Genomic DNA, 23,211 nt, shown 5'->3' with positions numbered 1-23,211 from the left:
TCAGGCGCTGGCTTCGGCGGCGACCGCGGCCAATGTGCGACGCGCCAGCGGAATCTTGAAATCGTTGTGCCCGAAGCCGCGCGCGCCTTGCAGCATCTGGTCGGCGGCACGGTTCCAGCTCGCCTCGTTCGCGTTGGCGCCGGTCAGCGATGCTTCCGCCGACTCGACACGCCAGGGCTTGTGCGCCAACCCGCCCATGGCGAAGCGAGCCGTCCGGACCCGTCCGCCGTTCGCATCCACAATGGCGGCCACTGAAACCAGCGCAAAAGCATAGGACGCGCGATCGCGCACTTTTCGGTAGACGTGATGCCCGCCAACGGGCGCCGGCAGTGTCACGGCGATGATCATTTCGCCGGGCGCGAGGTTCGTATCCCGTTGCGGCTCATTGCCGGGCAGCCGATGAAAGTCGGCAATCGGAATGACCCGCCGGCCGCCGCTGGAAGAGATCGTCTCCACCTTGGCATCGAGCACCCGCATCGCAACGGCCATGTCCGACGGGTGCGTCGCGATGCATTGCTCGCTGGTGCCGAGCACCGCATTCATGCGGTTGTAGCCGCCGATGGCCGAGCAGCCCGATCCGGCCAGCCGCTTGTTGCAAGGCTTGGAGGTGTCATAGAAGTAGTTGCAACGCGTGCGCTGCAGCAGGTTGCCGCCGGTCGTCGCCTTGTTGCGCAACTGCCCCGATGCGCCCGCCAGCAGCGCACGACTCAAGACCGCATAGTCGCGCCGCACGCGCGGATCGGCCGCCAAGTCGGCATTGCGCACCATCGCTCCGATGCGCAACCCGCCGTCGGGGGTCGTATCGACCGTCTCAAGCCCGAGTCTGTTGATGTCGACCAGATGCACCGGCGTCTCGATCTGTAGCTTCATCAAGTCGAGAAGATTGGTGCCGCCGGCAATGAACTTCGCGCCCGGCTTCGCAGCAGCCGCGGCGGCGGCAGCGGGCGACGCGGCGCGTTCATAGGTGAACGCCTTCACGAGCGGCTCCTTGCAACTTCCTTGATCGCCGCGACGATGTTCGGATAGGCGCTGCATCGGCAAAGATTTCCGCTCATGCGCTCACGGATCTCTTCGTCGGCCAACGTGACCGGCGCGCCGAGATCGCGCGTGACATGACTGGGCATGCCCCGGTCGGCTTCCCCGAGCATGCCGATGGCCGAACAGATCTGACCCGGCGTGCAGTAGCCGCACTGGAAGCCGTCGTGCGCCAGAAAGGCTTGCTGCACCGGGTGAAGCCGGTCGCCATCGGCAAGCCCTTCGACGGTGGTGATGCGCTGGCCGTCGTGCATGACCACGAGCGAGAGGCACGAATTGATGCGGCGCCCTTCGACAAGCACGGTGCAAGCACCGCACTGGCCGTGGTCACAGCCCTTCTTGGTGCCGGTCATGCCGAGGTTTTCGCGCAAGGCGTCCAGCAGCGTCTTGCGCGTGTCGACTTCGAGGCGATGCGCAGTCCCATTGACTTCCACTTGGACGGCGGCGTGTTGCGGTGCAAGATCGACTTGCTCGCCGCGATCGATGGTGGCCGGCTGGGCGCTTGCATGATTGCCCGCGCGCAACGCCACCAGGGCCGCGCCGGTCTGGAACAGCGAGCGGCGCGACATTGCCCAGGCGGGATCGTCCATATTGGCTCCTGACAGCTAGAGCGCAGGTATGCCGCCGCACGAAGTCCGCGTTGATCAGGCTCCATGCCGACGGCATGTAGTCCGCGACTGTCCTCCCGCGCTAGACCTTCTGGAGTGCGGTCTTGATGTCTTCGATGCTCGCGGGCTTGGCCACATGAGCGTTGAAGCCCGCCTCCAGCGCGCGTCGGGCATCCGCGCGGCGTCCGAAGCCGGACATTGCGATGGCGATCATCCGGCTGGTTTCCGGCCGCCGCCGAACCTCCGCGACGAACTGATAGCCATCCATTTCGGGCATGCCCAGGTCCGAGATGAGCACGTCGTAGCTGTTCGCCGAGAGCAGGTCCAGCCCCGCCCTGGCGCTGTCGGCGACGTCCACGTAGGCGCCTTCGAGGCGAAGCACTTCGGCGAACGGAAGCAGGCTTTCGGCGTGGTCGTCGACCGCAAGCACCCGAAGCTTCCTGAAATCGACCTCGGCAGACTCCACCGCCGGTGCGGGCGCCACGACCGACCCATGCATCGGCAGCCACACACTGAACCGCGCGCCCTGCCCGATGCCCTCCGAGGTCACTTCGACGCGTCCGCCGTGGGCGCGCGCAAGCTCCTCGACCAGCGCCAGGCCGATGCCCAGACCGCCGTTGCGGGCATTCGCGTCGACGTCGGCCTGGTTGAACATGCCGAACACGCGCGGCAGGTCCTCCTTGGCGATCCCGCAGCCGCTATCGGCCACGGTGATCCTGACCTGCTCGTTCTCTTCTTCGGCGGACACCGAGATGCGGCCGCCATCGGGCGTGAACTTGACCGCGTTGCTCAGCAGGTTCCAGACGATCTGCTCGATGCGCACGCGATCGCCCACGCATGCGATGCTCGGCGCACATTTCACGTCGAGCACGAAGCGCTTGCTCGGCACTTCCCGCGTCGCGGCGGTTGCCAGCGTCTGGATCAATTCGCTCAGATCCACCGCCACGCGCTTGAGCCGCAGCTTGCCGGTCCTGATGCGCGAGAGGTCCAGCAAGTCGTTGATGATTCGCGTCTGGCTCGACACCGCCCGCTTGATGGTGTCGCCGATCGACTTGACCTTGGGGTGCTCTTCCGCCGCCGGCAGGCGCGTCAACAGCTCGACGTTCATCTGGATGAGGTTCAGCGGCTGCTTCAGCTCGTGCGACATCACGGCCAGGAACCTGTCCTTGAGCTCGTTGGCCATCTGCGCCGTCAGGCTCGCCTTCTTTTCCTTGAAGATGCGCTGCTCCTGGGCGAGCTCCTGCCGCTTGGAGCCGGTCATGTCGCGCGCGATCTTGGCAAAGCCGCCGCCGGAGGCGCTGTCGAGCGGGGTCATCACGCCGCTGCAGAAGAAGCGGCTGCCGTCCTTGCGGCGGTGCCAGCGCTCGTCCTCCGACCGCCCTGTTTCGGCGGCGATGCGCATTTCGCGCTCGGGCACGCCGCTGGCCTGGTCCTCGGGTGTGAAGATGCGGCCGATGGGCTGGCCCAGCATCTCCTGTTCCTCATAGCCGAAAGTGCGCTCGGCGCCGGCATTCCACGTTGCGATGATTCCTTGCGAGTCGGTGGTGATGATCGCGAAATCGCGCGTGGTCGCCGCCACCACTTTCAGGCGTTCTTCGCCTTCTCTTGCGCGTTCCTCGGCCCTTCGCAGTTCGGTGACGTCGAAGAAATTGAGGATCGCGCCTTCGATCCGGTCTTCTGCCGTGCGGTACGGCAGGATCTTCGCCAGGTAGTGGTGCCCTTCCGCGCCCGTCACATACCGTTCGGTGATTCGCAGATCCCTGAAGGCGGACGCGGTGTCCTCGGCCAGTTGCGGGTAGTCCAGCTGGCTGGTGATGTCGAACAGCGAGCGCCCCAGATCGGTAGGGATCAGGTTGAACAGCTTGCTCGCATGAGGCGTGTAGCGCTTTACCCGCATGCCGCGGTCGACGAACACAGTGGCAATCTCCGACGAGGCGATGAGATTCTGCAAGTCGTCATTGATATGCCCGCGTTCCTCGACCTTGACCTTGAGCTCGTAGTTGACGGTGACGAGCTCCTCGTTCATTGACTGCAGTTCTTCCTTGCTCGTTTCGAGTTCTTCGGTGGCGGAACGCAGCTCCTCGTTGATGGCCTGCAGCTCCTCGTTCGAAGCCTTCAGTTCTTCCGTCGATGTTTCGGAGCCTTCGATGGTGTCCTGCAAATCCAACTTGAGCTGCTGGATCTCCTCTTCGAGCTGCTTGATCAACTGCGCGCGCGCGAGGTCCGGCGGCTCTCCATCCGCGGGCCGCATGCTTTCCTCGACCTCGTCGAAGACCACCAAGGTCAGCGGAGCCCCGCTCCAGTCGGGCGGCAACGGGCGGACGATGATGTTCAGGTAGACCTGCCGACCGTCCTGCTTGCGTTGTGCAACGCGCGTCTCGACGCTGCGGTTGGCCTGCGCGGCCTTGAACAAGGCCGTGCGCAATTCGAGCCGAAGATCCTCGCGGACATTGACCAGCAGGTTGTCGGAGGGCTCACCGCTCGGACGTTCCAGGTAGCGCCCCACGCCGTTGGAGAGGTGCAAGACCATGTGGTCCTTGTCGATCAACACGCTAGGTGGTGCGTATTGCTCCAGCGCACGCTGGTGAAGCGCCGTGAAACTGGGGCGCTCGGCGTTGCGCACGGCCTGCTTCGCCGTCGATGCGCTTGGCAGTCCGCTGTCCGCTGGCGAATCGCCGATCAGTGCCACCTGGCGCCGCGGCGCAGCGCCGGGATTGCCGCGAAAGATGCGGTTTTTCTTGTCGATCGAAACAAAGAGTTCGCCCGCCGCCTCGGTCGACTCCGACGAGCCAAGGAAGAGAACACCCTCCGGGTTGAGCGATGCCCGAAAAAGCTCGAGCACGCGCGCTTGGGCGCTGCGATCGAGATAGATGAGCAGGTTGCGGCAGCAGATCAGATCCAATCGCGAAAACGGCGGGTCGCGCAACAGGTTATGGACCGCGAAGAGCACCGGCTCTCGAACCGCCTTGGCGACGCGGTATTGGTCCTGTTCCTTGGTAAAGAACTGCCTCAGACGCGCCGCGGACATGTCTTCGACGATGCCCTCCGCATAGAGGCCCTTGCGCGCGACATTGATTGCCCGCTCGTCGATGTCGGTGGCAAAGATCTGGGTGTCGAGCTGCTTCGATTGCGCGTCGAGTTGTTCGTGCAGCAAGATGCTGAGCGAATAGGCCTCCTCGCCGGTCGCGCACCCGGCCACCCACACGCGCAATTGTTCGCCCGCCGCCTTCCGCTCTATGAGCTGCGGGATCACCTCTTGCTGCAACGCCTCGAAAGGCTCGCGGTCGCGGAAGAAGTTGGTCACGCTGATCAACATGTCCTGAAGCAGGGGACCGGCTTCCTCGGCGTGTTCCTGCAGATAGTGCTGGTAAGCGGGCAGGGTGGACAGCCGATTCACCTGCATTCGCCGCTCGATGCGCCGCAGTACGGTCGCGCGCTTGTAGTGCCGGAAATCGTGCCGGGTGTAGGTCCGCAGCAGGCCCATGATTTCGCGCAGGGCGGCCCCCGCCCTTCGGTTCGTTTCGTCGTCGGAGGGCTCGTTGATGTTCGGCGAGACCCATCGCACGTCGGGCAGCTGGATCTTGCGGGCATTGCTCCACAGCTCCATCAGCCGCTCGCCCATGTTCCCCGCCGGCAAGACGAAATCCACCATGCCCGTTGCGATGGCGGCGCGCGGCATGCCGTCGTGCAGCGCGTCTTCAGGCAACTGCGCGACGGTGATGCCTCCCATTTCCTTGACGCGCGTGAGGCCGACGGCACCATCGCTTCCGGTTCCCGACATGACGATGCAGATCGCCCTTTCCCGGTGAACCTGCGCCAAGGTGCGAAAGAAGATATCGATTGCCACGTGCGGCCCGGCGGCCCGTTGGCGATGCGCCACGCGAAGATGGCCGTCGTCCATCGTGAGGTCCACGCCCGGCGGGATGACATAGACGTGATTGGCCTCGATCCGCATCGGCTGCTTGACCTGCACGACCTTCATCTGCGTTGCGCGCTGAAGAATTTCCGCAGCACTGCTTTCGTGCTCCGGCGACAGGTGAAAAATCGTAACGAAAGCCATGCCGGAGTCGGCGGGGACATGCTCTAAAAAGCTGAGAAGCGCTTCCAGCCCGCCCGCCGAGGCGCCGATGCCGATCACGGGAAAGCTGAGCGAACTCGGCGTGAGCTCGTCGGCCTCCGGCGCAAGGGCGGAATCAAGGAGAGGCTTGGTCATGGATGTTTCGGCTCGAACTCAGCGTGAACCATGATGATGGCCCAATTCCAGACGCTTGGCGACATGCCGGAGCGGGGGTCTAGAAAGAGAATAAGGTCTGGCGATGTCCCGCGTCATCGAGAACTCTGCGCAGTGATGTGCGTCGACTATCACCTCCCATGAGATCAGCTTGCTTCTTCGGCCACGCGCGCGTTCGCAAGCGTGGTCTGCCAGGGGTTGCCCGGCACAGTGGGCGTCGCGCGTGGACTGCACCATGCGCTAGGCGCTAGCGGCGCACGCGTTGGGCGGCTATCGCGTGCAGGGCAAGAGCATTGAACAAGAACGGAGACGCTCAGACATTCACGAAGTTATGAATCTTCCTGGTGGCTGCATGCAATCTCAGGCGAGCCCGAGCGTTTTTCTGAGGCTGGAATCGACGGGACCGGCAGGCATGAAGCGGCGCAGCTTGCTCAACAGGGACGCCTGTCCGGGCGGAGTGCAACGCATACGCCACGGGCCAAGCGCCGCTTCGACGATCGTGCTTGCCACGCCATCGGGTTCGGGAGCACCGCTGACCGTGTCGGCGAAAGAGCGCGATACGAGCTCGCGCTCGCGTTCGTAGTCAGAGATCCTTGACTTTGCGCGGGGCGAATTGGCTTCCAGATTGGTCCTCGTGTAAGCGGGTTGGACCAGCGTGACGCGGATGCCGAACTGGCGTACCTCATGATCCAGAGTTTCGGACAGTCCCTCCACGGCATGCTTCGAAGCCGAATAGAGTCCCATGTACGGGGCCGGAAGAAAGCCGAGCACCGAACTGACATTGACGATCCTCCCGCGACGCTGTGCGCGCATGTGGGGGAGCACTCCCTGTGTCGTTCGCAGGATGCCGAGCACGTTTGTGTCAAACAACGTTGCCGCCTCGGTGATCGCAGTTTCCTCCACCGCGCCGATCATGGTCACTCCCGCGTTGTTGACGAGCACGTCGATGCGCGTAGTCTGGCCGATGATTGATCGGATGCCCGATTGAACGGAAGCTTCGTCGCGAACATCCATCTCGACAAGATGGAGGCCGGCAACTCGGGGAGCTTTCGTGATGTCGCGCACGGTGCCGAATACCTGGCAACCGCGCTTGACGAACTTCTCTGCAGCGACGCGTCCGATACCTGATGACACGCCGGTAACCACGACAACTGTCGAATTCGACATTGCAGTCCTTTCGATGGAGGTGAATGGGAATGAGGAGCGGATCAGCGGCGGGACGAGCCCTGCGGATAGGCTTTTCTTGCGCCCGCCATAACAAGCGCCCAGATGGACGCCTTGCTTGCCGGCTTCTCGTCCACAGAACGGCCACCGTGGTCGGGCCTGATCTTGAACCAGATGGAATACATGGCCGGCAGGAACACCAGAGTCAGGACCGTTCCCGCCAGAGTGCCACCGATCAGCGTGTAAGCGAGCGCTCCCCAGAACACCGAATGGGTCAACGGAATGAACGCCAGGATCGCCGCCAACGCGGTCAGGATCACCGGTCGGGCACGCTGCACGGTGGCTTCGACGACCGCACGATGGGGATCCAGCCCAGCCTGTTGGTTCTGGTGGATCTGCCCGATCAGAATCAGCGTATTGCGCATCAGGATGCCCGACAGTGCAATCAGGCCGACCAGTGCGTTGATGCCGAAAGGCTGCTGAAACAGAATCAGCGTTGGCACGACGCCGATCAGCCCGAGCGGGCTGGTCAGGAAGACCATGACCATTGCGGAGATCGAGCGCACCTGAAAGATGATGACGAGCAGAGTCAAAGCCAGCATGATCGGGAACAGCGGCAGCATGGCTTTGGTCGCCTTCGCTGATTCCTCAATGGAGCCCGCCTGCTCGATGCGATAGCCGCCTGGCAGCGTGTCGATCATCGGCTGGAGTTGCTGCGTGATGGCTGTCGAAACGTCCGGCGGCTGCAAACCATCGGCGATGTCGCCGTGCACGGTGATCGTCGGCATTCGATCGCGCCGGCGCATCATGGGCTCCTCCATGACTACATTGATGTCGCCCACCTGCGACAGAGGGATGCGTTGGCCATTGCCGCCGGAGAGCGTGAAGTCCGCGATCCTCGCTGGGTCGAGACGGATGGCGCCTGCCGAACGGGCCACGACCTGCACAGTGCGAATGTCCTCACGCACGGCGGTGACAGGCACTCCGTTCAAAAAGAACTGCAGTTGCTGCGCCACGGCACTAGAGCTCAGCCCGAAGGCCTGCAATCGGTCTTGGTGCAAGGTGAAGTGCAAGGTGGGCGTGCGCGTGCCCCAGTCCGTGTTGACAGTACGCATCATCGGGCTGGCATCCATGACCTGCTGCACCTCGGCCGCAATCTTGCGCAGCTTGTCCGGGTCCGGCCCGCTGATCCGGTAGGCGACCGGAAACGGCGAGTACGGCCCGAACACGAGTTGCGTGACACGCACGCGCGCCTCAGAGGCCAGGCCATCGGCGATCGCCTGGCGCAGTCGGTGTTTCAACGCCTCGCGCTCATCCTGGCTGCCCGTACGGACCACGATCTTGGCAAATGAGGGGTCCGGCAGCTCGGGTCCCATCGCGAAGTAGAAGCGTGGTGCGCCTTGCCCGACGTAAGCCGTGACGATCTGTGCTTCCTTCTGTGTGGCCAGCCACGCTTCCACCTTCGCCGTGGCGCTGCTGGTCTGCGCGATCGAAGTGCCATAGGGCATCTGCACCTCGACCAGGACTTCGGGTCTGTCGGAAATCGGGAAGAACTGCTTCTTGACGATGCCCATGCCGAATATGGCCATGACGAAAAGGCTCACAACAGCGCCGGCGACCAGCCACTTGCGAGCGATGACGCGACCCAGCACTTGACGCAAGCGGTTGTAGCGCGGCGTGTCGTAGATCGCGGCGTGGCCGCCTTCGACCACCTTGAAATGAGGCAGCAGCTTGACGCCCAGGTAGGGTGTGAAAACCACCGCGACCAGCCAGGAGGCGATCAGTGCGATGCCGACGATCCAGAACATGTTGCTCGTGTATTCGCCCGCGGTGGACGGGGCGAAGCCGTTGGGCATGAAGCCGACTGCGGTCACCAGCGTGCCCGCGAGCATGGGCGCTGCGGTATGGCTCCATGCATACGCGGAGGCGGCGACGCGGCTGTAGCCCTCTTCCATCTTCACGACCATCATTTCGATGGCGATGATGGCGTCGTCCACCAGCAGTCCCAATGCCAGGATCAGGGAGCCCAGGGTGATGCGGTCGAAGTTCTTGCCGGTGGCGGCCATCACGATGAAGACCACCGCCAAGGTCAGCGGCACCGCTGCGGCGACCACGAGACCCGCGCGCCAACCCATGCTCACGAAGCTCACCAGCATGACCACCAGCAGCGCGGCAAAGAACTTGACCATGAATTCGTCGACCGAGGCGCTGATGTTGACGGCCTGGTCCGTGACCTTGGTCAAGCTCATGCCCATAGGCAGCTCGGCGTTGACCGCACCGACCTCCTTGTCCAAGGCCTTGCCCAGGTCGAGCCCGTTCCAGCCTTCTCGCATGACGACGCCCAGCAGCAGGGCCGGCTCGCCGCCGCTGCGGATCATGAAGGTCGCCGGATCTTCATAGCCACGCTCGACGGTGGCGACGTCTGAAAGCTTCAGTGTTCGACCCTGCGCTACGACCGGCGTATCGCGAATCTTCTGCAATTCGTTGAAAGGGCCTTCGAGCCGAATGAACACCTGTGGCCCCTGAGCGTCGACGGAGCCAGCCGGCGTCAGTGCATTCTGGCCATTGAGCGCAGCGAAGACGTCCTGCGGGCTGATGCCCAACGTGGCCAGGCGCTCATGTGAGAACTCGACGTAGATCCGCTCGGATTGCTCGCCGGCGATGTTGACCTTCTTCACACCGGGCACATGCAAAAGCCGCTGGCGCAGCGTCTCGGCGTCGCGCACCAGCAGGCGCTGCGGTTCGCCCTTTGCCTTGAGCGCGAACAGAGCAAAGGTGACATCAGCGTATTCGTCGTTGACCATCGGTCCGATCACACCAGGCGGAAGGTTGCCTGCCTCGTCGCCGACTTTCTTGCGGGCTTGGTAGAACTGCTCCTGCACTTGCGAAGGCGGTGTGCTGTCGAGCAAGGTCAAGGTCGTGAAGGCCAAGCCAGGTCTTGTGTAGGTCTCCGTCCGGTCGTACCAGCGCAGCTCCTGCATGCGCTTTTCGATCTTCTCGGCGACTTGGTCCTGCATTTCCTGCGCGGTGGCGCCGGGCCAGGCCGTGATGATGGTCATCACCTTGACTGTGAAAGCCGGGTCTTCCGCTCGGCCCAGCTTGAAGAACGAAACGAGACCCGCCAGCGACACCAGGCAGATCAGAAAGAGTGTGATGGAGCGCTCGCGCACGGCGAGCGCGGACAGGTTGAAACGGCCTTCGCTCACGGGCGGACTCCCTCCGTCGCAGCGGCGGCAGCTTGGCCGGCCACGCGAACCCGCTCGCCTTCGCGCAACAGGTGCGCGCCGAGCGCGACGATCCGGTCGCCTTGTTTGAGCTGGCCGGCGACGAGTGCGCCATCGTCATCCAGGCGCTGAACCGCAACCGGTTGCCAGTGAACCTTCGCCGGCTCGCCGCTGATGACCCACACCCCCGGCCCCTTGCCTGCATCGAACAGGGAGCCAATCGGCACCTGCAAGCCATCTTGCGCAGAGGAATCTCTATCCGGAATCCGAACGGTGACCGTGGCACCCAGTGGTGCATTGGCGAGATCTCCGTTCAGCACGTACCGCGCCTCGAAGGTGCGGGTCAGCCGATCCGCAGCATTCGAGAGTTGCCGGAGGGTGGTCGGCACGCTGACGCCCTCTTTGCCGAACAGCGTGGCCTGTCCGGCGGAGCCTATCGCCGGGCGCAGGGTTTCAGGCAACTGGACGATTGCCTCGCGAGCTCCGGCGCGGGCTAGGCGGACCACGGCCTGTCCGGCATTGACCACCTGGCCGGGTTCGGCCAGAGTTTCCACGACCACACCATCGCCGTCGGCTACCAGCTCCGCATAGCGGCTCGCATTGCGAGCCACGTCGGCCTGGGCCTCGGCCGCGCTGAGTTGGGCCTTGGCGGCATCCGCCGCGGCCTTGATCTGGTCGTAGGCCGAAGCCGATACCGCGCCGGTTCCACGAAGATCGTGGTAGCGGACTTCGTCCTCCGCCGTCTGCCGCGCCCGCGCTCGCGCAGCGGCGACCCCCTCCTGCTGCGCACGCGCCGCGAGCTTCAGATCGACCGGGTCGATGCGCATGAGCAACTGGCCGCGCTTGACGACCTGCCCCGCATCTACGAGCCGCTCGAGCACTTTGCCGGAGACGCGAAACCCCAGGTCGCTCTGGACCCGCGCCGCTACGGTCCCGGTGAAGGAGCGCGATACGGCGCTTGCCCCCTGAAGAGTGGCGGCACGCACCAGCGGCGCTTCCGTGCGCGGATCGGATTGCGCCTTCTCACCGCAAGCGACCAACCCACATGGCAATGCGCAGATGACTGTAGAGATAACGAGGAGGCGCCGAAGCATGAGAGGCCCAGGAGTGAGTTGATCGGGGCCTTCATTTTGATGCTTGTGACTATTTCAGTCAATAGTCACAACGACGTCAGGGTGACAAGCTGCGCAGCACCAGGCCAGACAGTTGAGCCGGCGCCTCGGCCGTGTAGGCGAAGCTATGCTGCAGGAGCAGCGGATTGACGTAGGGGTGCATGACCAGGTAGACGGCGATCGCGGTCTCGTCCAGGGGCGTTTTGCGCTCGAACTCGCCCGTCTCTCGCCCTTCCCGCAAGATGTCCTGAAGCAATTGCCGTATCCACGCTTCATGGTCGAGTGCCGCCTGCCAGCGCTCAGTGGCTGCAGAAGCTGCAATCTCATAGAGCTTGCGATCCTGGGAGAACAAGCGCAGGCTTGCCTCGACCACTGCCTTGAACATCCGCCGCAGCTTCTCGGCCGGCCGGTCGGCGCCGTCCACGGCCGTCCTGATCTCGACTTGGATCTCGCGCAGGCAGTTCGCACAGATCATCTCGCCGATGGCTTGCTTGGATTCGAAGAACTTGTAGATGTAGGCCTTGGAAAAGCCGATGGCCTTGGCGAGATCGGAGACGGTCGTCTTCTCGTAGCCATAGCGGCTGAAGTGCTCGGTCGCCGCAGCAACGATCTGGTCGCGCACTTCGTGATCGGCCGGGCCTCGAGCCGGAACGGGAGAACTGGTTGCTTTGTTCATGTCTCACAGCTTACTGCGACGGTCGGAAATCACCAACCAGTGACCAACTTGGACTATAGTCACGTCCCGACCACGTTTTCTGCTGCTCCGGAAGAAGCCCATGCCCAAACGCACCCTCGTCGCGCTCATCGCAGCCAGCCTCCTGGCAGGCTGCGCAGTCGGCCCCGACTACGTCCGGCCCGAAACGCCCATGCCCGAACAGTACCTGGGCCAGGCCGCAGTGGATCGACGTCCTGCCGCTGCCAGCGCCGACCTCCTTGTATGGTGGACGGGGTTCGGCGACCCGCAACTGACTCGATTCGTGGCGCTTGCGCTGGAGCAGAACCTCGATCTGGCGCAAGCTTCCGCCCGCGTCGCTCAAGCGCGCGCGGGACTCGGGGCAGCGAATGCAGCGTTACTGCCTTCCGGAAACATCGGAGGTCAAGCAGCCAGGGCCTACCAGTCGGTCGAAACGCCGCTAGGACGCGTCCTGAGCTCGACGCCCAGCTTCGATCGCTATGGCAACGTCTACGAAGCCAATCTTGGTGCGAGCTGGGAACTGGACGTGTTCGGCGGTCTGCGCCGTGGGTGGGAAGCGGCGCTTGCCGACTACCGGGCTTCGGAAGCAGGCGCGGCCGCCACCCGATTGACCGTGGCGGCACAGACTGCCGACATCTACATCAGTATCCGGGGATTGCAGACCCGGCTTGAGATTGCGCGGCACCAAGTGAGGACGCAGCAGGAGTTGCTCTCCACCGTCAACCTCCTCTATGGCAAAGGGCTGGCAGCCGAACTTCAGGTGCAACAGGCCGAAGGCCAGTTGGCCCAGGTCCGGGCGTCCGTACCCGTCCTGGAAGCAGGCCTGGATGCGGCCATGAACGCGATGGATGTGATGCTCGGGTCGTCGCCAGGCACGCATCGGGCGGAAGTGGCCGATGGCGGCATCATCCCCGCCGCCCCGCAGATCGCGGGCGCGGGTTCGCCAGGTGAGTTGCTCAGGCGCCGGCCCGATCTCATCGCAGCCGAACGCCGCCTTGCCGCATCGAACGCTCGTATCGGCGTTGCGATCGCCGAGTACTACCCCAAGCTCTCCCTGAGTGGACTGATCGGCAGCGCCACTTCGGTGTCCGCCGACAACCTGTTCACGAGCGGTGCAAGCCAGGCCGCCGGCCTGCTGGGCCTGCGCTGGCGCCTGTTCGATTTCGGCCGCATCAACGCGCAGATCGAGCTCGCCAAGGGCCAGGACGCCGAGATGCTCGCTGCCTATCGACTGGCCGTGCTGCGTGCAACCGAGGACGTCGAAAACGCCTTCTCGGCCCTGGTCAAGCGAGAGGAGCAGGCCAGCGTGCTCGCGCAGGGGGTGGACTCGCTCGACCGCGCGCAGCGCGCGTCGTTCGCGGCATACCGAAGCGGCGTCGTCAGCCTGATCGAAGTCCTGCAAGCCGACGAAAGCTTGCTGCGTGCCTCCGATGCGCGAGCACAGGCGCAGACCGATTCAGCACGCGCTGCGGTGACTGCCTTCAAGGCACTGGGCGGGGGCTGGCAGCCCAACGAATCCCACGTAGCGGGAATCAGATAGCCATCCTCGACTGTCCGCTGGTTAGATGGGGTTGTGTGAAAAGGCTCTCTTGACTGTCACACCAAAAAACTAGATCTGCCAACCCTCAAAGCGAAGTGGCTATGAAGCGTTCGTCCGCACGGTTCCAGATAGGAAGCTAGACTTCGCAGTTCGCCTTTGCACCGGTCCGTCCGACATGTCCTCCCTCGCCGAAACCGACGCCGAAACCACGCACACGGTCGCGGTCGAACTCCGCTTGGTGGCCTCCCAACTGCGCCGCCGTCTGCGGCAGCAGGCATCCGCCGCCGATTGGACCGAATCGCAACGGGCTGTCTTGCTGCGGCTGGAGCGCCACGACCGCGCGACGGTGACCGAACTCGCGCTTGCCGAGGGCGTGCGCTCGCAGTCGATGGGCGCCACGGTGGCGTCGCTGATCGAAGCCGGCTACGTCGAGGGTGCGCCCGACCCGGCAGACGGCAGACGCACGCTGCTTTCGCTCACGCCGCACGCGCGCAAGGTGTTTCGCCAAGTGCGTGCGGCGCGCGAGGACTGGCTGCAACATGCCATCGCGGCGCGCTTTTCCCCATCCGAACTGAAGCAATTGCAGGGCGCCGTGCGGCTGCTCCAGCGCTTGCTGGACTGACCCACCTCTCCCTAACTGCAGATTCATTCAAATGCCCATCACACAACTCGACCCCCACACGGCCCTGGTTCTGATCGACCTGCAAAAAGGCATCGTCGGCATGCCCACCGCGCATCCGTCAAGCGACGTTATTGCCCGCGCCGCGGAGCTGGCCGCCGCTTTCCGCCGCCACCAGTTGCCGGTGGTGCTGGTGAACGTGATCGGCGGCGCTCCCGGGCGAACCGATCCGCAACCGGCCAGAGCCGCTCCGGGCGCGGACTGGGCCGACCTCGTGCCAGAACTCGGTGCGCAGCCGCAAGACATCCGCATCAGCAAAAAGACCTGGGGCGCCTTCACCGGCACCGATCTGGCGGCCACCCTGCGCGGGCGCGGTGTGACGCAGGTCGTGCTGGCCGGCATCGCCACCAGCATCGGCGTCGAATCGACCGCGCGACAAGCCCACGAGCTCGGCTTCAACGTCACATTGGCCATCGACGCCATGACCGATCGCAACGAGCAGGCGCATGCCAACAGCGTCGAGCGCATCTTTCCGCGCCTGGGCGAAACCGGCAGCAGCTCGGACATCGTCTCGAAGTTGGAGGTGCGGTGAGCGGCACCTTCCGATCACTGCGAATTCGCAATTACCGGCTGTGGGCGGCCGGGGCGGTGGTGTCGAACATCGGCACGTGGATGCAGCGCACCGCGCAGGACTGGCTTGTCCTGACGCACCTGACCAAGCACAACGCCACGGCTGTCGGCATCGTGATGGCGCTGCAGTTCGGGCCGCAACTCGTGCTGCTGCCTTTCACCGGACTGGCGGCCGATCGGCTGGACCGGCGCAAGGTGCTGATGGCGACACAGGCCACCATGGGCCTGCTGGCGCTCGGACTGGGCCTGCTCACCATGAGCGGAATGGTCCAGCTCTGGCACGTGTACGTGTTTGCGCTTGTGCTGGGCTGCGTCGCGGCCTTCGATGCCCCGGCCCGGCAAACCTTCGTCTCGGAGCTGGTCCCGGAGACCGAGCTGGCCAATGCGGTGGGGCTCAATTCCACATCCTTCAACGCCGCGCGCATGGTGGGCCCGGCGGTGGCGGGGCTGGTGATCGCCGCGACCGGACCCGGCGAGGCATTCCTGCTGAACGCGCTGTCATACGTGGCGGTGCTGGCTTCACTGTTCAGCCTGCGCCGGTCTGAACTGTTTCCGCGGCTGGGCACGACCGGACGCGCCAAAGGCAGCCTGATGGAGGGCTTCCGCTATGTCTGGCGGCGGCCCGACCTTCGCGCCTTGCTCGCGATGCTGCTCCTTGTGGCCACCTTCGGGCTCAATTTTCCGATCTTCATTTCGACCATGTCCGTGAGCGCTTTCCATGGCGGGCCGGGGCAGTACGGTCTGTTGTCGTCGACCATGGCCATCGGCTCCGTCACCGGCGCGTTGCTCGCGGCGCGCAGGGCGAGGCCGCGTTTCGAGCTACTGATGTTCGGCTCGGCGGCTTTCGGGTTCGGCTGCCTCGCGGCCGCATCGATGCCGAACGTCATCGGCTTCGGGATCGCGCTCGTCGTGACCGGCATTGCGGCGCAGACGATCACGACGTCCACCAACAGCCTCGTGCAGTTGTCGACCGAGCCCGCGCTGCGAGGCCGCGTCATCGCGATCCTGCTTGCCACGCTGCTGGGCAGCACGCCGATCGGCGCACCCGTGGTGGGCTGGGTGGCCGACACATTCGGTCCGCGCTGGGCGATGGGTGTGGCTGCGGCCGCAGGGTTGGGGTCTGCGCTGATCGGACTGCGCTATTTGGTCAAGGCGCACGGTTTCCGGCTGCGGCGCGAAGGGATGTGGCTGCGGTTCAGCGCGCCGACGCCCTCCAGCGTGGCGACGGAGCCGGGTGCGAGCGCGTCTTGAATGGAGAAACTCGCACACGCGCTCGCGGCGAGTTCCCATCGTTCTCTTGGTCGTCGTCCTAGGCTCAGGCGAAGGCATTCCAAAGGTCGGTGCCGAGAAACCAAGGGTTGATGCGGCTGGACGCGAGCTCGATGGTCTCGAAGTCAGTGACCTCGGCGAGGAGCTTGTGCTTGGAACCCGAGTTGTCGAAGATGTAGGCACGGTGGGCGACCTCGCACGCCTGAGTCATCAGGGCGATCGACTTGTGATATCGCTCGACAACCTTCTCGGCAGCGACAGGATGTCCGCCCAGCAGCACGCGCCGCTGCACGCGGTCGATGTTGATGTCCGGGTCGTCCGTGGCCACGAAATAGAGGTAGACGCGATAGCCGCGGGCTCGGGCCTTCCTCATGAACTCGATCTTTGAGGGATGAGACATCACCGTCTCGAAGGTGAAGGTCCGTTCCTCCTCTAGAAGCTCCTGACGTACGGCATCTGCCAACGCCGCGGCGAGGTAAGAGTTGTATGGGCCGGGCACCCACAGCATCATGGCGTCGTTGAGCGTGATGCCCGAAAGCAGCGCCGGCAAGTCGAAGCTCTTTTTCAGTTCCGATGACTTGAGGCTCCGCTTGATCCGTTTTAACGCCGCGACCGGCTCGCCGCCGATCCCAAGATTGCGCAAGCTCAGGAAGCCCTGGCTGGCCTTGAGATCGCGCTCCATCTCGTCAGCATTGACGAAAACGCCTAACCAGCGGGGTTCCAGTTCAGGCTTGATCGTGCTTTTTCCAGAACCATTGGGTCCGGCCAGAACACGAAGGCGCGGCCGGGCCATTTGGGCCGCCCCCCGCAGGGGTGGCTTGGCAGTCTTGGTCCCAGGTTCGTCGTCGGCCGCGTTACCTGACACGCTTGAGGACCGTGCCCGGCTTGACGCGTTTGCCGATCGGCAGATCCTTGATGACGGTGATGCTGCCGTCGCGCTTGCGTTCGACCATTTGGCCGGTGCTCGTCTTCACAATGACGGCGCCGGTCTGTTTCAGAGTCGCCCAATAGGCGTCATGCCCAGCCTTTGCCGCGAGTTGAGGGATGCGTCGCTCGACGATTCGCATTCCTCTTTCGGTGAGGGAATTCAGGCTTGAACGGGTAGACATTTGAGTCCGATTGAAGGCAATGCGCGCAGTCTAGCAGCGGCTGACCGGAAGGCTGTCCGAAGGGCTATCGGGCCAAGCCAGCGTTCACCGCAACGGTAGCTCCATCAAACCGGCAAGCGGAACCGAATCCATCCGCTCGGCGCTTGCGACAACGATGGCGCGGTCGGGCCGCTCGGCCAATTCAGCGAGCGAGCGCCACAGGAAGCGGACCGATGCTGCGTCGAGTGCGGCTGCAGGTTCGTCGAGCAACGTGAGTGCGCGTTCCGATGCGAGCGCCGCGGCCAGCCACACCTTGCGCTTCGAGCCGGTCGAGAGCATGTACATCGGTTTGTCCAGGTGCGGAGTCAGGCCAAATCCCTCGACGAGTCCCTGCCACTTCGCCTCATCGAAGCGCGCATCGCCAGCCTTGAGAGATGCCGTGCACTGCACTGCCGTGACCTGATCAAACGTGTCGGTCGTCGGATCGCAAAAGAACACGTGGCGTCGATAGGCTTCCGGTTCGCTCTCGAGGCGTGCGCCTGAGAGGATCAGTCGGCCTTTGCCGGGCATGGTGCCCGCAAGCAGCCGAAGAAGGGTCGATTTGCCGCTGCCTGTGTCGCCGTACAACAGCGTGACTCCACCGCCAATGCAAGCGCTCCATCCAGCCGCGAGTGCCGGCTGCCCTGGGTACGCGAATCTCAAGTCCTCGATCTCGAGGATGGGGGCAAGTGCCGTGGCGTTCATGCCGCAACCCGGGCTCGTCACTCGAACACCGGCCTGAAGAAGCTGCGTTCATAGCTGACGATGCAGCGCGTGTCTTCTGCATACTTGAATGCCGCCTGGCACTCGGAATCATCGGCGGACGCAATGCGGTAGATCTCGTAGGCCGCAAGACTTGGAAAGGTGAACATCGCAAGAGCGATGTTGTTCGCTCCTTCGGACGGCAGAAAGTAGCCGTGATGCTGTCCCCCGAACTTCTCGACAAGCGGGATCCAGAGCTTGCCGTAGTGTTCGAATTCCTTCAGCTTGAAGGGGTCGATGACATATCGGAGATAGCAGGTGACCATTTTGAATTGCGAAGGGTTGGAGGTGGCGAGGACCATCGAACCGTGAGTATGCATGCCGGCTGCACGCCAAATGCGCGATGAAATAGGCCGGACCCCCAAATGACGAAGTCACCATGGCGGCGCAAGGTGTGCGCCAGAATTTCCTTCGACGCGAAGTCGGCCGTGGCCGAACTCGATCCGGAATTCACTACTTGGGCTCACCAGGATCGACATCGTCCGGCCATCGCTCAATGGCTTCGATTCACCGTTTGGATTTCCAGCTGGATGAGAAAACCACTTGACGCACAGCCCGGCCGCAAGTTCTTCGGCGGGCATGTGGCGCAAGTGGGCCGGCGGCGTCCTGGTCCAGTCGCTGAAGCCGACAAACCAGCCGGTTCCGCTGGTGTCCAAATCGCCGGCGTTGCCGAATTCGACTTTCTGCGCGAGAAGCTGCTTCGATTGCATGCTCGATCCGGCGTCAGGAATCTTCCTTCTTGCGGCTCTCGCGCACTGCCAAAGCAACCATGATGACCACTGCGGCGATTGCGAGGGCAATGAGGATGAGCGTTCCGGACATGACGATGGGCTTTCTGTTCAGTGATGCGGGGTCATCCTACGCTGATGAGCCCTGCTGACCGCACCCACCCGACGGGAGTCCCAAGACCCTGATGACTGGTTCGCCTCAGTGCCGCGATCCCGGCAACACCTTCGCCATGACTTGCCTGACCGTATTCGACAGCACGCTGCCAAGCTCCGGCTCGGAGACCGTCATCTTCATGAAGTTCTTCGCGTCCTCGGCGGTGATGTGCGGCGGCAGCGGCGGCACGTTCGGGTCGGTCACGCAGTTGAAGATCACCGGCCTGTCGGCGGCGAGCGCCTCGTCCCAAGCCGCGCCCAACTGCTCCGGGTCGTCGACGTAGATGCCCTTGAGCCCCAGCAGCTCCGCATAGCGGTGGTACGGAAAATCCGGAATGCTCTGGGTCGACTCGGTCTTGCCAGCGCCCATCTGAACGCGCTCTTCCCATGTCACCTGCGAGAGATCGCGGTTGTTCAGCACCAGGACGATCAATCTCGGATCCGACCACTGCCGCCAGTATTTGCCGACGGTGATCATGACGTTCAATCCGTTCATCTGCATGGCGCCGTCGCCAATGAAAGCGATGACGACGCGGTCAGGAAACGCCATCTTCGCGGCCACCGCGTAGGGCGTTGCGGAGCCGAGCGATGCCAGGCTGCCGGACAGCGAGCCCATCATTCCGCGGCGCATGGAGATATCGCGCGCATACCAGTTGGCGACCGTGCCGGCGTCGCCGGTGAAGATGCAGTTGTCCGGCGCGCGTGGCGACAGCTCCCGGAACACGCGCTGCGGGTTGATCGGCTTGGCCGGTTGCATCGCGCGCTCTTCGAGCGTGTTCCACCATTTGGCAACGCCTGATTCAATGCCTTCGCGCCACGCGCCGGCCGGCTTCGGGTCCAGCAGCGGCAACAGGGCGCGGAGCGTCACGGCGCTGTCGCCGACGATGTTGACCTCCATCGGATAACGCAAGCTGAGCGACGCGCCGTTGATGTCGATCTGCACGCCTCGCGCACTTCCGGGCTTGGGCAGGAACTCGCTGTAAGGAAACGACGAGCCCACCATCAGGAAGGTGTCGCACTTCTGCATGAGGTCCCAACTCGGCTCGGTGCCCAGCAGGCCGATCTGTCCGGTCACCCACGGCAGGTCGTCCGGCAACACGGCCTTGCCGAGCAAAGCCTTGGCGACGCCCGCCTGGAGCCGTTCCGCGACGGCGATCACCTCATCCGTGGCGCCAAGCGCACCCGCGCCGACGAGCATCGCCACCTTCTCGCCCGCGTTCAGCACGTTGGCTGCCGCTTGCAGGAGGTCGGGCGCCGGAAGCTGCGCAGGCCCCGCATAGCCGACCCCGGTGTGGGTCGACCCGTGCGCCATGGGCGGTTCTTCATAGTCCAGTTGCTGAAGGTCGTTCGGCAAAATGACGCAGGTCACGGTCCGGTTCGTCGCCGCAATGCGCACGGCGCGGTCGACGAGGTGGCGCACCTGGCTCGGCACCGCGGCCGTGGCGACGAAATCGCCCGCCACGTCCTTGAACAACGATTGAAGGTCGACCTCCTGCTGGTAGCTGGCGCCGATCGCGGTTCGTGCCTGCTGACCGACGATCGCCACGACAGGCACATGGTCCATCTTCGCGTCATACAAGCCATTCAAGAGATGAATAGCGCCCGGGCCGGACGTCGCATAACAGAGGCCGACCTCGCCGGTGAACTTGGCGTGCGCCGAAGCCATGAACGCGGCCATTTCTTCGTGTCGCACCTGCACGTAGTGCAGGCCCTTGGCCTTCTCCAGAGCGACATCCAGACCGCCGATGCCATCACCCGGATAGCCGTAGATGCGATGAAGACCCCATTCCTGCAATCTCTGGCAGACAAACTCGCTGACGTTCATGCGCATGGCCGGCTCCTTTACAGGGACCCAGCCTGGGCCTTTGCATCAGGGCCGTTTGTGGGACAAAAGAGAAGCCGGTTGCGCGCATTCAGCCCGCATGGTCCTCCCTGCCGACGACGGTGACCTTTCCGTCGGTTTCGAGCAGGGCCAGCGCGACATCCGAGATCGCCTTGTTCCCGATCGACTGCCGGATGGCCTCGTGCAGATTCCTGTCCGTCAGGAGGGCCCGCCGCATGGCGGCCGGGTCGATCTGTCCGTCACGGACGAGTTCGATCTCCGGCCCGTTGACCAGGTGATCCAACCAGGCCCAGCGCGTGCTGGCCAGCGCCACTGCACGATGGATGACAACAAGCACCGCAGCCGCGGCAACGATGCCCCAGAACGGCGACACACCCACCACCGCACGGCTCAGTACGGCGCCGAGAAGAACCGTGATGCATGCGTCGAACGGGCTGTGCTGGCCGAACGAACGCCGACCCGAAGCGCGAATGAGCACGAGCGCGATGACAAACACCACTGCACCGCGCATCGCCATTTGCCAGACCTCCAGATCCGGGCCTTCTCCGAACAGCGTGCTGACGAGGCTTGTGAGTTCATTCACGGCGTTCTCCTACTGCACGGCGCCGAGGGACTGCGCGAAGATCCTTCATCATTGCCTGGGGGCTTTCGATGTACAGCATTGGCTCGCAGCTCAAGGACGTGAAGCTCCGAGAGCTTCGTCCAACGCAGATCACTGTCGGGTTCAAGGAAGTCGACAAAAAGCGTAAGTCGTGGTCTAAGCTTGCGCCCAAGGAAAGGCGTGAGGCCATGCGGCGCGAGTTGTTCCCGGCCATCCAGGGGCCGGGCAAGACCTTCTACATCGTCGACCACCATCACACCGCCGCCGCACTCGTGCGCGAAAAATCCGAATCCGTCACGGTCGGTGTGGTGAAGGACCTGTCCAAACTCGAGCCCCGGAGCTTCTGGATCTTCATGGACCACTACAGCTGGGTCCACCCCTACGACGAATCAGGCGACCGGCGGGAATTCGACGACATTCCCAAGGCGTTCGAGGACCTGCGCGACGATCCGTATCGCAGCCTGGCCGGCGAGGTTCGGGATGCCGGCGGCTTTGCCAAGTCCGATGCGCCGTTTCTCGAGTTCCTTTGGGCGAATCACTTTCGGCGCGCCATTCAGAAAAACCTTCTCGACGAAGATCCGAAGGAGGCCCTGGCCCAGGCGCTGGAAGTGGCTCGATCGAAGAAATGCGCGTACCTGCCCGGCTGGCCGGGACACAGCTGAAAGCCCCTGAAGGCCTGCGAAGCCAGATGCGCTCAAGCCGCAGTGCGCATCCTGCGCTGGCGCCTTGATTTTTCCTTGCGCTTGGTCCAGCGGGCCGCCACTGCGTTGGCGGTCACCAGAACGCCCAGCACCACCAGGCGCTTGATGAGTTGCTGCGCTGCCGAGTCGACGCGACGGTCGACCTCGACTTGCATCCTGGCAGTCTGGCCAAGGCCGGAGTAGTCCGGCATCGGCGGCGGCGGTGCCGCACCGGCCGAAGCCTTGGTCGGCCCTGCGCTGTCCGCGCTGCTGCGCGTCGCGTCCGCCGCCCGGCGAGCGGAGCGTGAGCCGTGCCGGTCTGCGTAGGCTTTGGTGAACTCGGCGCCGAGCAGAAATATCTGCGAGGCGTAGTAGACCCAGGCCACCAGCACGACCAGCGACCCGGCGGCCGCAAACGACTGCTGGAATCCACTTTTGCCCAAGTAGAGCCCGATCAGCAACTTGCCGAGTTCGAACAGCAGCGCCGTGACGAAGGCGCCGGTCGCCACGTCCTTCCAGGCAATCGGCACGGTCGGCATCAACTTGAAAATCATCGCGAAGAGAAGCGTGAAGATCCCGATCGAGAACAGCTCGTTGATGCCCTGCAGAATGACCTCCCAGCCGGGGAGCAGGCTTCCGAACCACGTGTCGAACACCGCCAGCATTGCACTCACGACAAGCGAGACGATCAGCAGGAAAGCGAGCCCCAGGATCAGGCCAAACGACAGGATCCGCGCACGCAGCACGGCCCACACGCCCGAGGGCTTTTCCTTTTCGGGGACATGCCAGATGCGGTCGAGCGCGCTCTGGAGCTCAGCGAAGACCGACGTCGCGCCGATGAGCAGCACCACGACGCTGATCGATCCTGCAATGAGGCCGCGCTGCGGCTCGTTCGCGCTGCGCAGCAGTCCTTCGACCGCGGTCGCTCCGTCCTGGCCGACCAGCCCTGAAATCTGCGCCACGATCTGCCCTTGGGCGGCTTCACGGCCGAACAAGGCGCCGGCGATGGCGATCACGATCACGAGCAGCGGCGCCATCGAGAAGATCGTGTAGTACGAGATGGCTGCGCCCATGCTGGGCGCGTAGTCGTCGGACCACGCCACGACCGAAGTTCGACAAAGATCGATGAACTGCTTGGGCTTCATGGCTGGCTCCGTCTGCTGGAACAGCTCGGGAGCCGGCATGATCAGA

At 63.9% G+C, this 23,211-nt stretch carries 20 protein-coding genes; 5 read left to right on the top strand and 15 right to left on the bottom strand.

What is annotated here, in order from left to right; genetic code table 11:
- The 7 genes from AC1DSF_RS09340 to AC1DSF_RS09310 form a co-directional block, all read right to left on the bottom strand.
- On the bottom strand, positions 1-978 hold the full coding sequence (locus AC1DSF_RS09340) for an FAD binding domain-containing protein (protein WP_478124465.1): 978 nt from the start codon (positions 976-978) through the stop codon (positions 1-3).
- Positions 975-1,625, bottom strand: coding sequence for a 2Fe-2S iron-sulfur cluster-binding protein (locus AC1DSF_RS09335; protein ID WP_478124464.1), 651 nt, complete (start codon positions 1,623-1,625; stop codon positions 975-977). Before AC1DSF_RS09335 ends, AC1DSF_RS09340 begins: the two co-directional genes overlap by 4 nt.
- A gap of 100 nt (positions 1,626-1,725) precedes the next feature.
- Entirely contained in the window at positions 1,726-5,856 is a 4,131-nt protein-coding gene (locus tag AC1DSF_RS09330) for a CheR family methyltransferase (RefSeq protein ID WP_478182725.1), read from the bottom strand.
- Positions 5,857-6,234: 378 nt separating this feature from the next.
- Positions 6,235-7,041, bottom strand: coding sequence for an oxidoreductase (locus AC1DSF_RS09325; RefSeq protein ID WP_478124462.1), 807 nt, complete (start codon positions 7,039-7,041; stop codon positions 6,235-6,237).
- 41 nt (positions 7,042-7,082) lie between these two features.
- On the bottom strand, positions 7,083-10,244 hold the full coding sequence (locus AC1DSF_RS09320) for an efflux RND transporter permease subunit (protein ID WP_478124461.1): 3,162 nt from the start codon (positions 10,242-10,244) through the stop codon (positions 7,083-7,085).
- On the bottom strand, positions 10,241-11,356 hold the full coding sequence (locus AC1DSF_RS09315; RefSeq protein ID WP_478124460.1) for an efflux RND transporter periplasmic adaptor subunit: 1,116 nt from the start codon (positions 11,354-11,356) through the stop codon (positions 10,241-10,243). Before AC1DSF_RS09315 ends, AC1DSF_RS09320 begins: the two co-directional genes overlap by 4 nt.
- Positions 11,357-11,432: 76 nt before the next feature.
- Positions 11,433-12,050: a TetR/AcrR family transcriptional regulator gene (locus AC1DSF_RS09310; RefSeq protein ID WP_478124459.1), complete on the bottom strand. Its 618-nt coding sequence runs from the start codon at positions 12,048-12,050 to the stop codon at positions 11,433-11,435.
- 100 nt (positions 12,051-12,150) lie between these two features.
- Here AC1DSF_RS09310 and AC1DSF_RS09305 point away from each other — a divergent pair, with 100 nt between their 5' ends.
- The 4 genes from AC1DSF_RS09305 (at position 12,151) to AC1DSF_RS09290 (ending at position 16,108) form a co-directional block, all read left to right on the top strand.
- Positions 12,151-13,608: an efflux transporter outer membrane subunit gene (locus AC1DSF_RS09305; protein ID WP_478124458.1), complete on the top strand. Its 1,458-nt coding sequence runs from the start codon at positions 12,151-12,153 to the stop codon at positions 13,606-13,608.
- A 175-nt stretch (positions 13,609-13,783) separates the two neighbouring features.
- Entirely contained in the window at positions 13,784-14,230 is a 447-nt protein-coding gene (locus AC1DSF_RS09300) for a MarR family winged helix-turn-helix transcriptional regulator (RefSeq protein ID WP_478124457.1), read from the top strand.
- A gap of 31 nt (positions 14,231-14,261) precedes the next feature.
- Positions 14,262-14,819, top strand: coding sequence for an isochorismatase family protein (locus AC1DSF_RS09295; RefSeq protein WP_478124456.1), 558 nt, complete (start codon positions 14,262-14,264; stop codon positions 14,817-14,819).
- Positions 14,816-16,108 carry an MFS transporter gene (locus AC1DSF_RS09290; protein WP_478124455.1) on the top strand — a complete coding sequence of 431 codons (1,293 nt, stop codon included), beginning with the start codon at positions 14,816-14,818 and terminating at the stop codon, positions 16,106-16,108. The genes AC1DSF_RS09295 and AC1DSF_RS09290 overlap by 4 nt, the downstream gene beginning before the upstream one ends.
- A 64-nt stretch (positions 16,109-16,172) precedes the next feature.
- On the opposite strand, the gene AC1DSF_RS09285 is transcribed toward AC1DSF_RS09290, so the two are convergent.
- The 7 genes from AC1DSF_RS09285 to AC1DSF_RS09255 all read right to left on the bottom strand — a co-directional run bounded on the left by AC1DSF_RS09285 (position 16,173) and on the right by AC1DSF_RS09255 (position 21,322).
- A complete protein-coding gene (locus AC1DSF_RS09285; RefSeq protein ID WP_478124454.1) occupies positions 16,173-16,919 on the bottom strand; it encodes an ATPase in 747 nt (248 codons plus the stop codon).
- Between the two features lie 61 nt (positions 16,920-16,980).
- Entirely contained in the window at positions 16,981-17,193 is a 213-nt protein-coding gene (locus tag AC1DSF_RS09280) for a hypothetical protein (RefSeq protein WP_478124453.1), read from the bottom strand.
- Between the two features lie 126 nt (positions 17,194-17,319).
- Complete coding sequence (locus AC1DSF_RS09275) at positions 17,320-17,958, bottom strand: ABC transporter ATP-binding protein (protein ID WP_478124452.1); 639 nt, start codon at positions 17,956-17,958, stop codon at positions 17,320-17,322.
- A gap of 17 nt (positions 17,959-17,975) precedes the next feature.
- Positions 17,976-18,281, bottom strand: coding sequence for an NIPSNAP family protein (locus tag AC1DSF_RS09270; protein ID WP_478124702.1), 306 nt, complete (start codon positions 18,279-18,281; stop codon positions 17,976-17,978).
- A gap of 108 nt (positions 18,282-18,389) precedes the next feature.
- Complete coding sequence (locus AC1DSF_RS09265; RefSeq protein ID WP_478124451.1) at positions 18,390-18,725, bottom strand: hypothetical protein; 336 nt, start codon at positions 18,723-18,725, stop codon at positions 18,390-18,392.
- Between the two features lie 217 nt (positions 18,726-18,942).
- Positions 18,943-20,727 (bottom strand): thiamine pyrophosphate-requiring protein, encoded by a 1,785-nt coding sequence (locus tag AC1DSF_RS09260; protein ID WP_478182724.1) that lies wholly within the window; start codon positions 20,725-20,727, stop codon positions 18,943-18,945.
- 82 nt (positions 20,728-20,809) lie between these two features.
- Positions 20,810-21,322, bottom strand: a complete 513-nt coding sequence (locus AC1DSF_RS09255) for a DUF421 domain-containing protein (protein ID WP_478124449.1) — start codon at positions 21,320-21,322, stop codon at positions 20,810-20,812.
- Between the two features lie 68 nt (positions 21,323-21,390).
- On the opposite strand from AC1DSF_RS09255, the gene AC1DSF_RS09250 reads away from it, so the two are divergent.
- Positions 21,391-22,002: a ParB-like protein gene (locus AC1DSF_RS09250; protein WP_478124448.1), complete on the top strand. Its 612-nt coding sequence runs from the start codon at positions 21,391-21,393 to the stop codon at positions 22,000-22,002.
- A gap of 32 nt (positions 22,003-22,034) precedes the next feature.
- Here the strand turns inward: AC1DSF_RS09250 and AC1DSF_RS09245 are convergent, their stop codons facing one another.
- Complete coding sequence (locus AC1DSF_RS09245) at positions 22,035-23,204, bottom strand: YihY/virulence factor BrkB family protein (protein ID WP_478143749.1); 1,170 nt, start codon at positions 23,202-23,204, stop codon at positions 22,035-22,037.
- Positions 23,205-23,211: the final 7 nt, after the last annotated feature.

The organism is Variovorax sp. 01N429 (genome assembly GCF_056399425.1).
This window is presented reverse-complemented; position numbering and strand designations above follow the sequence as displayed.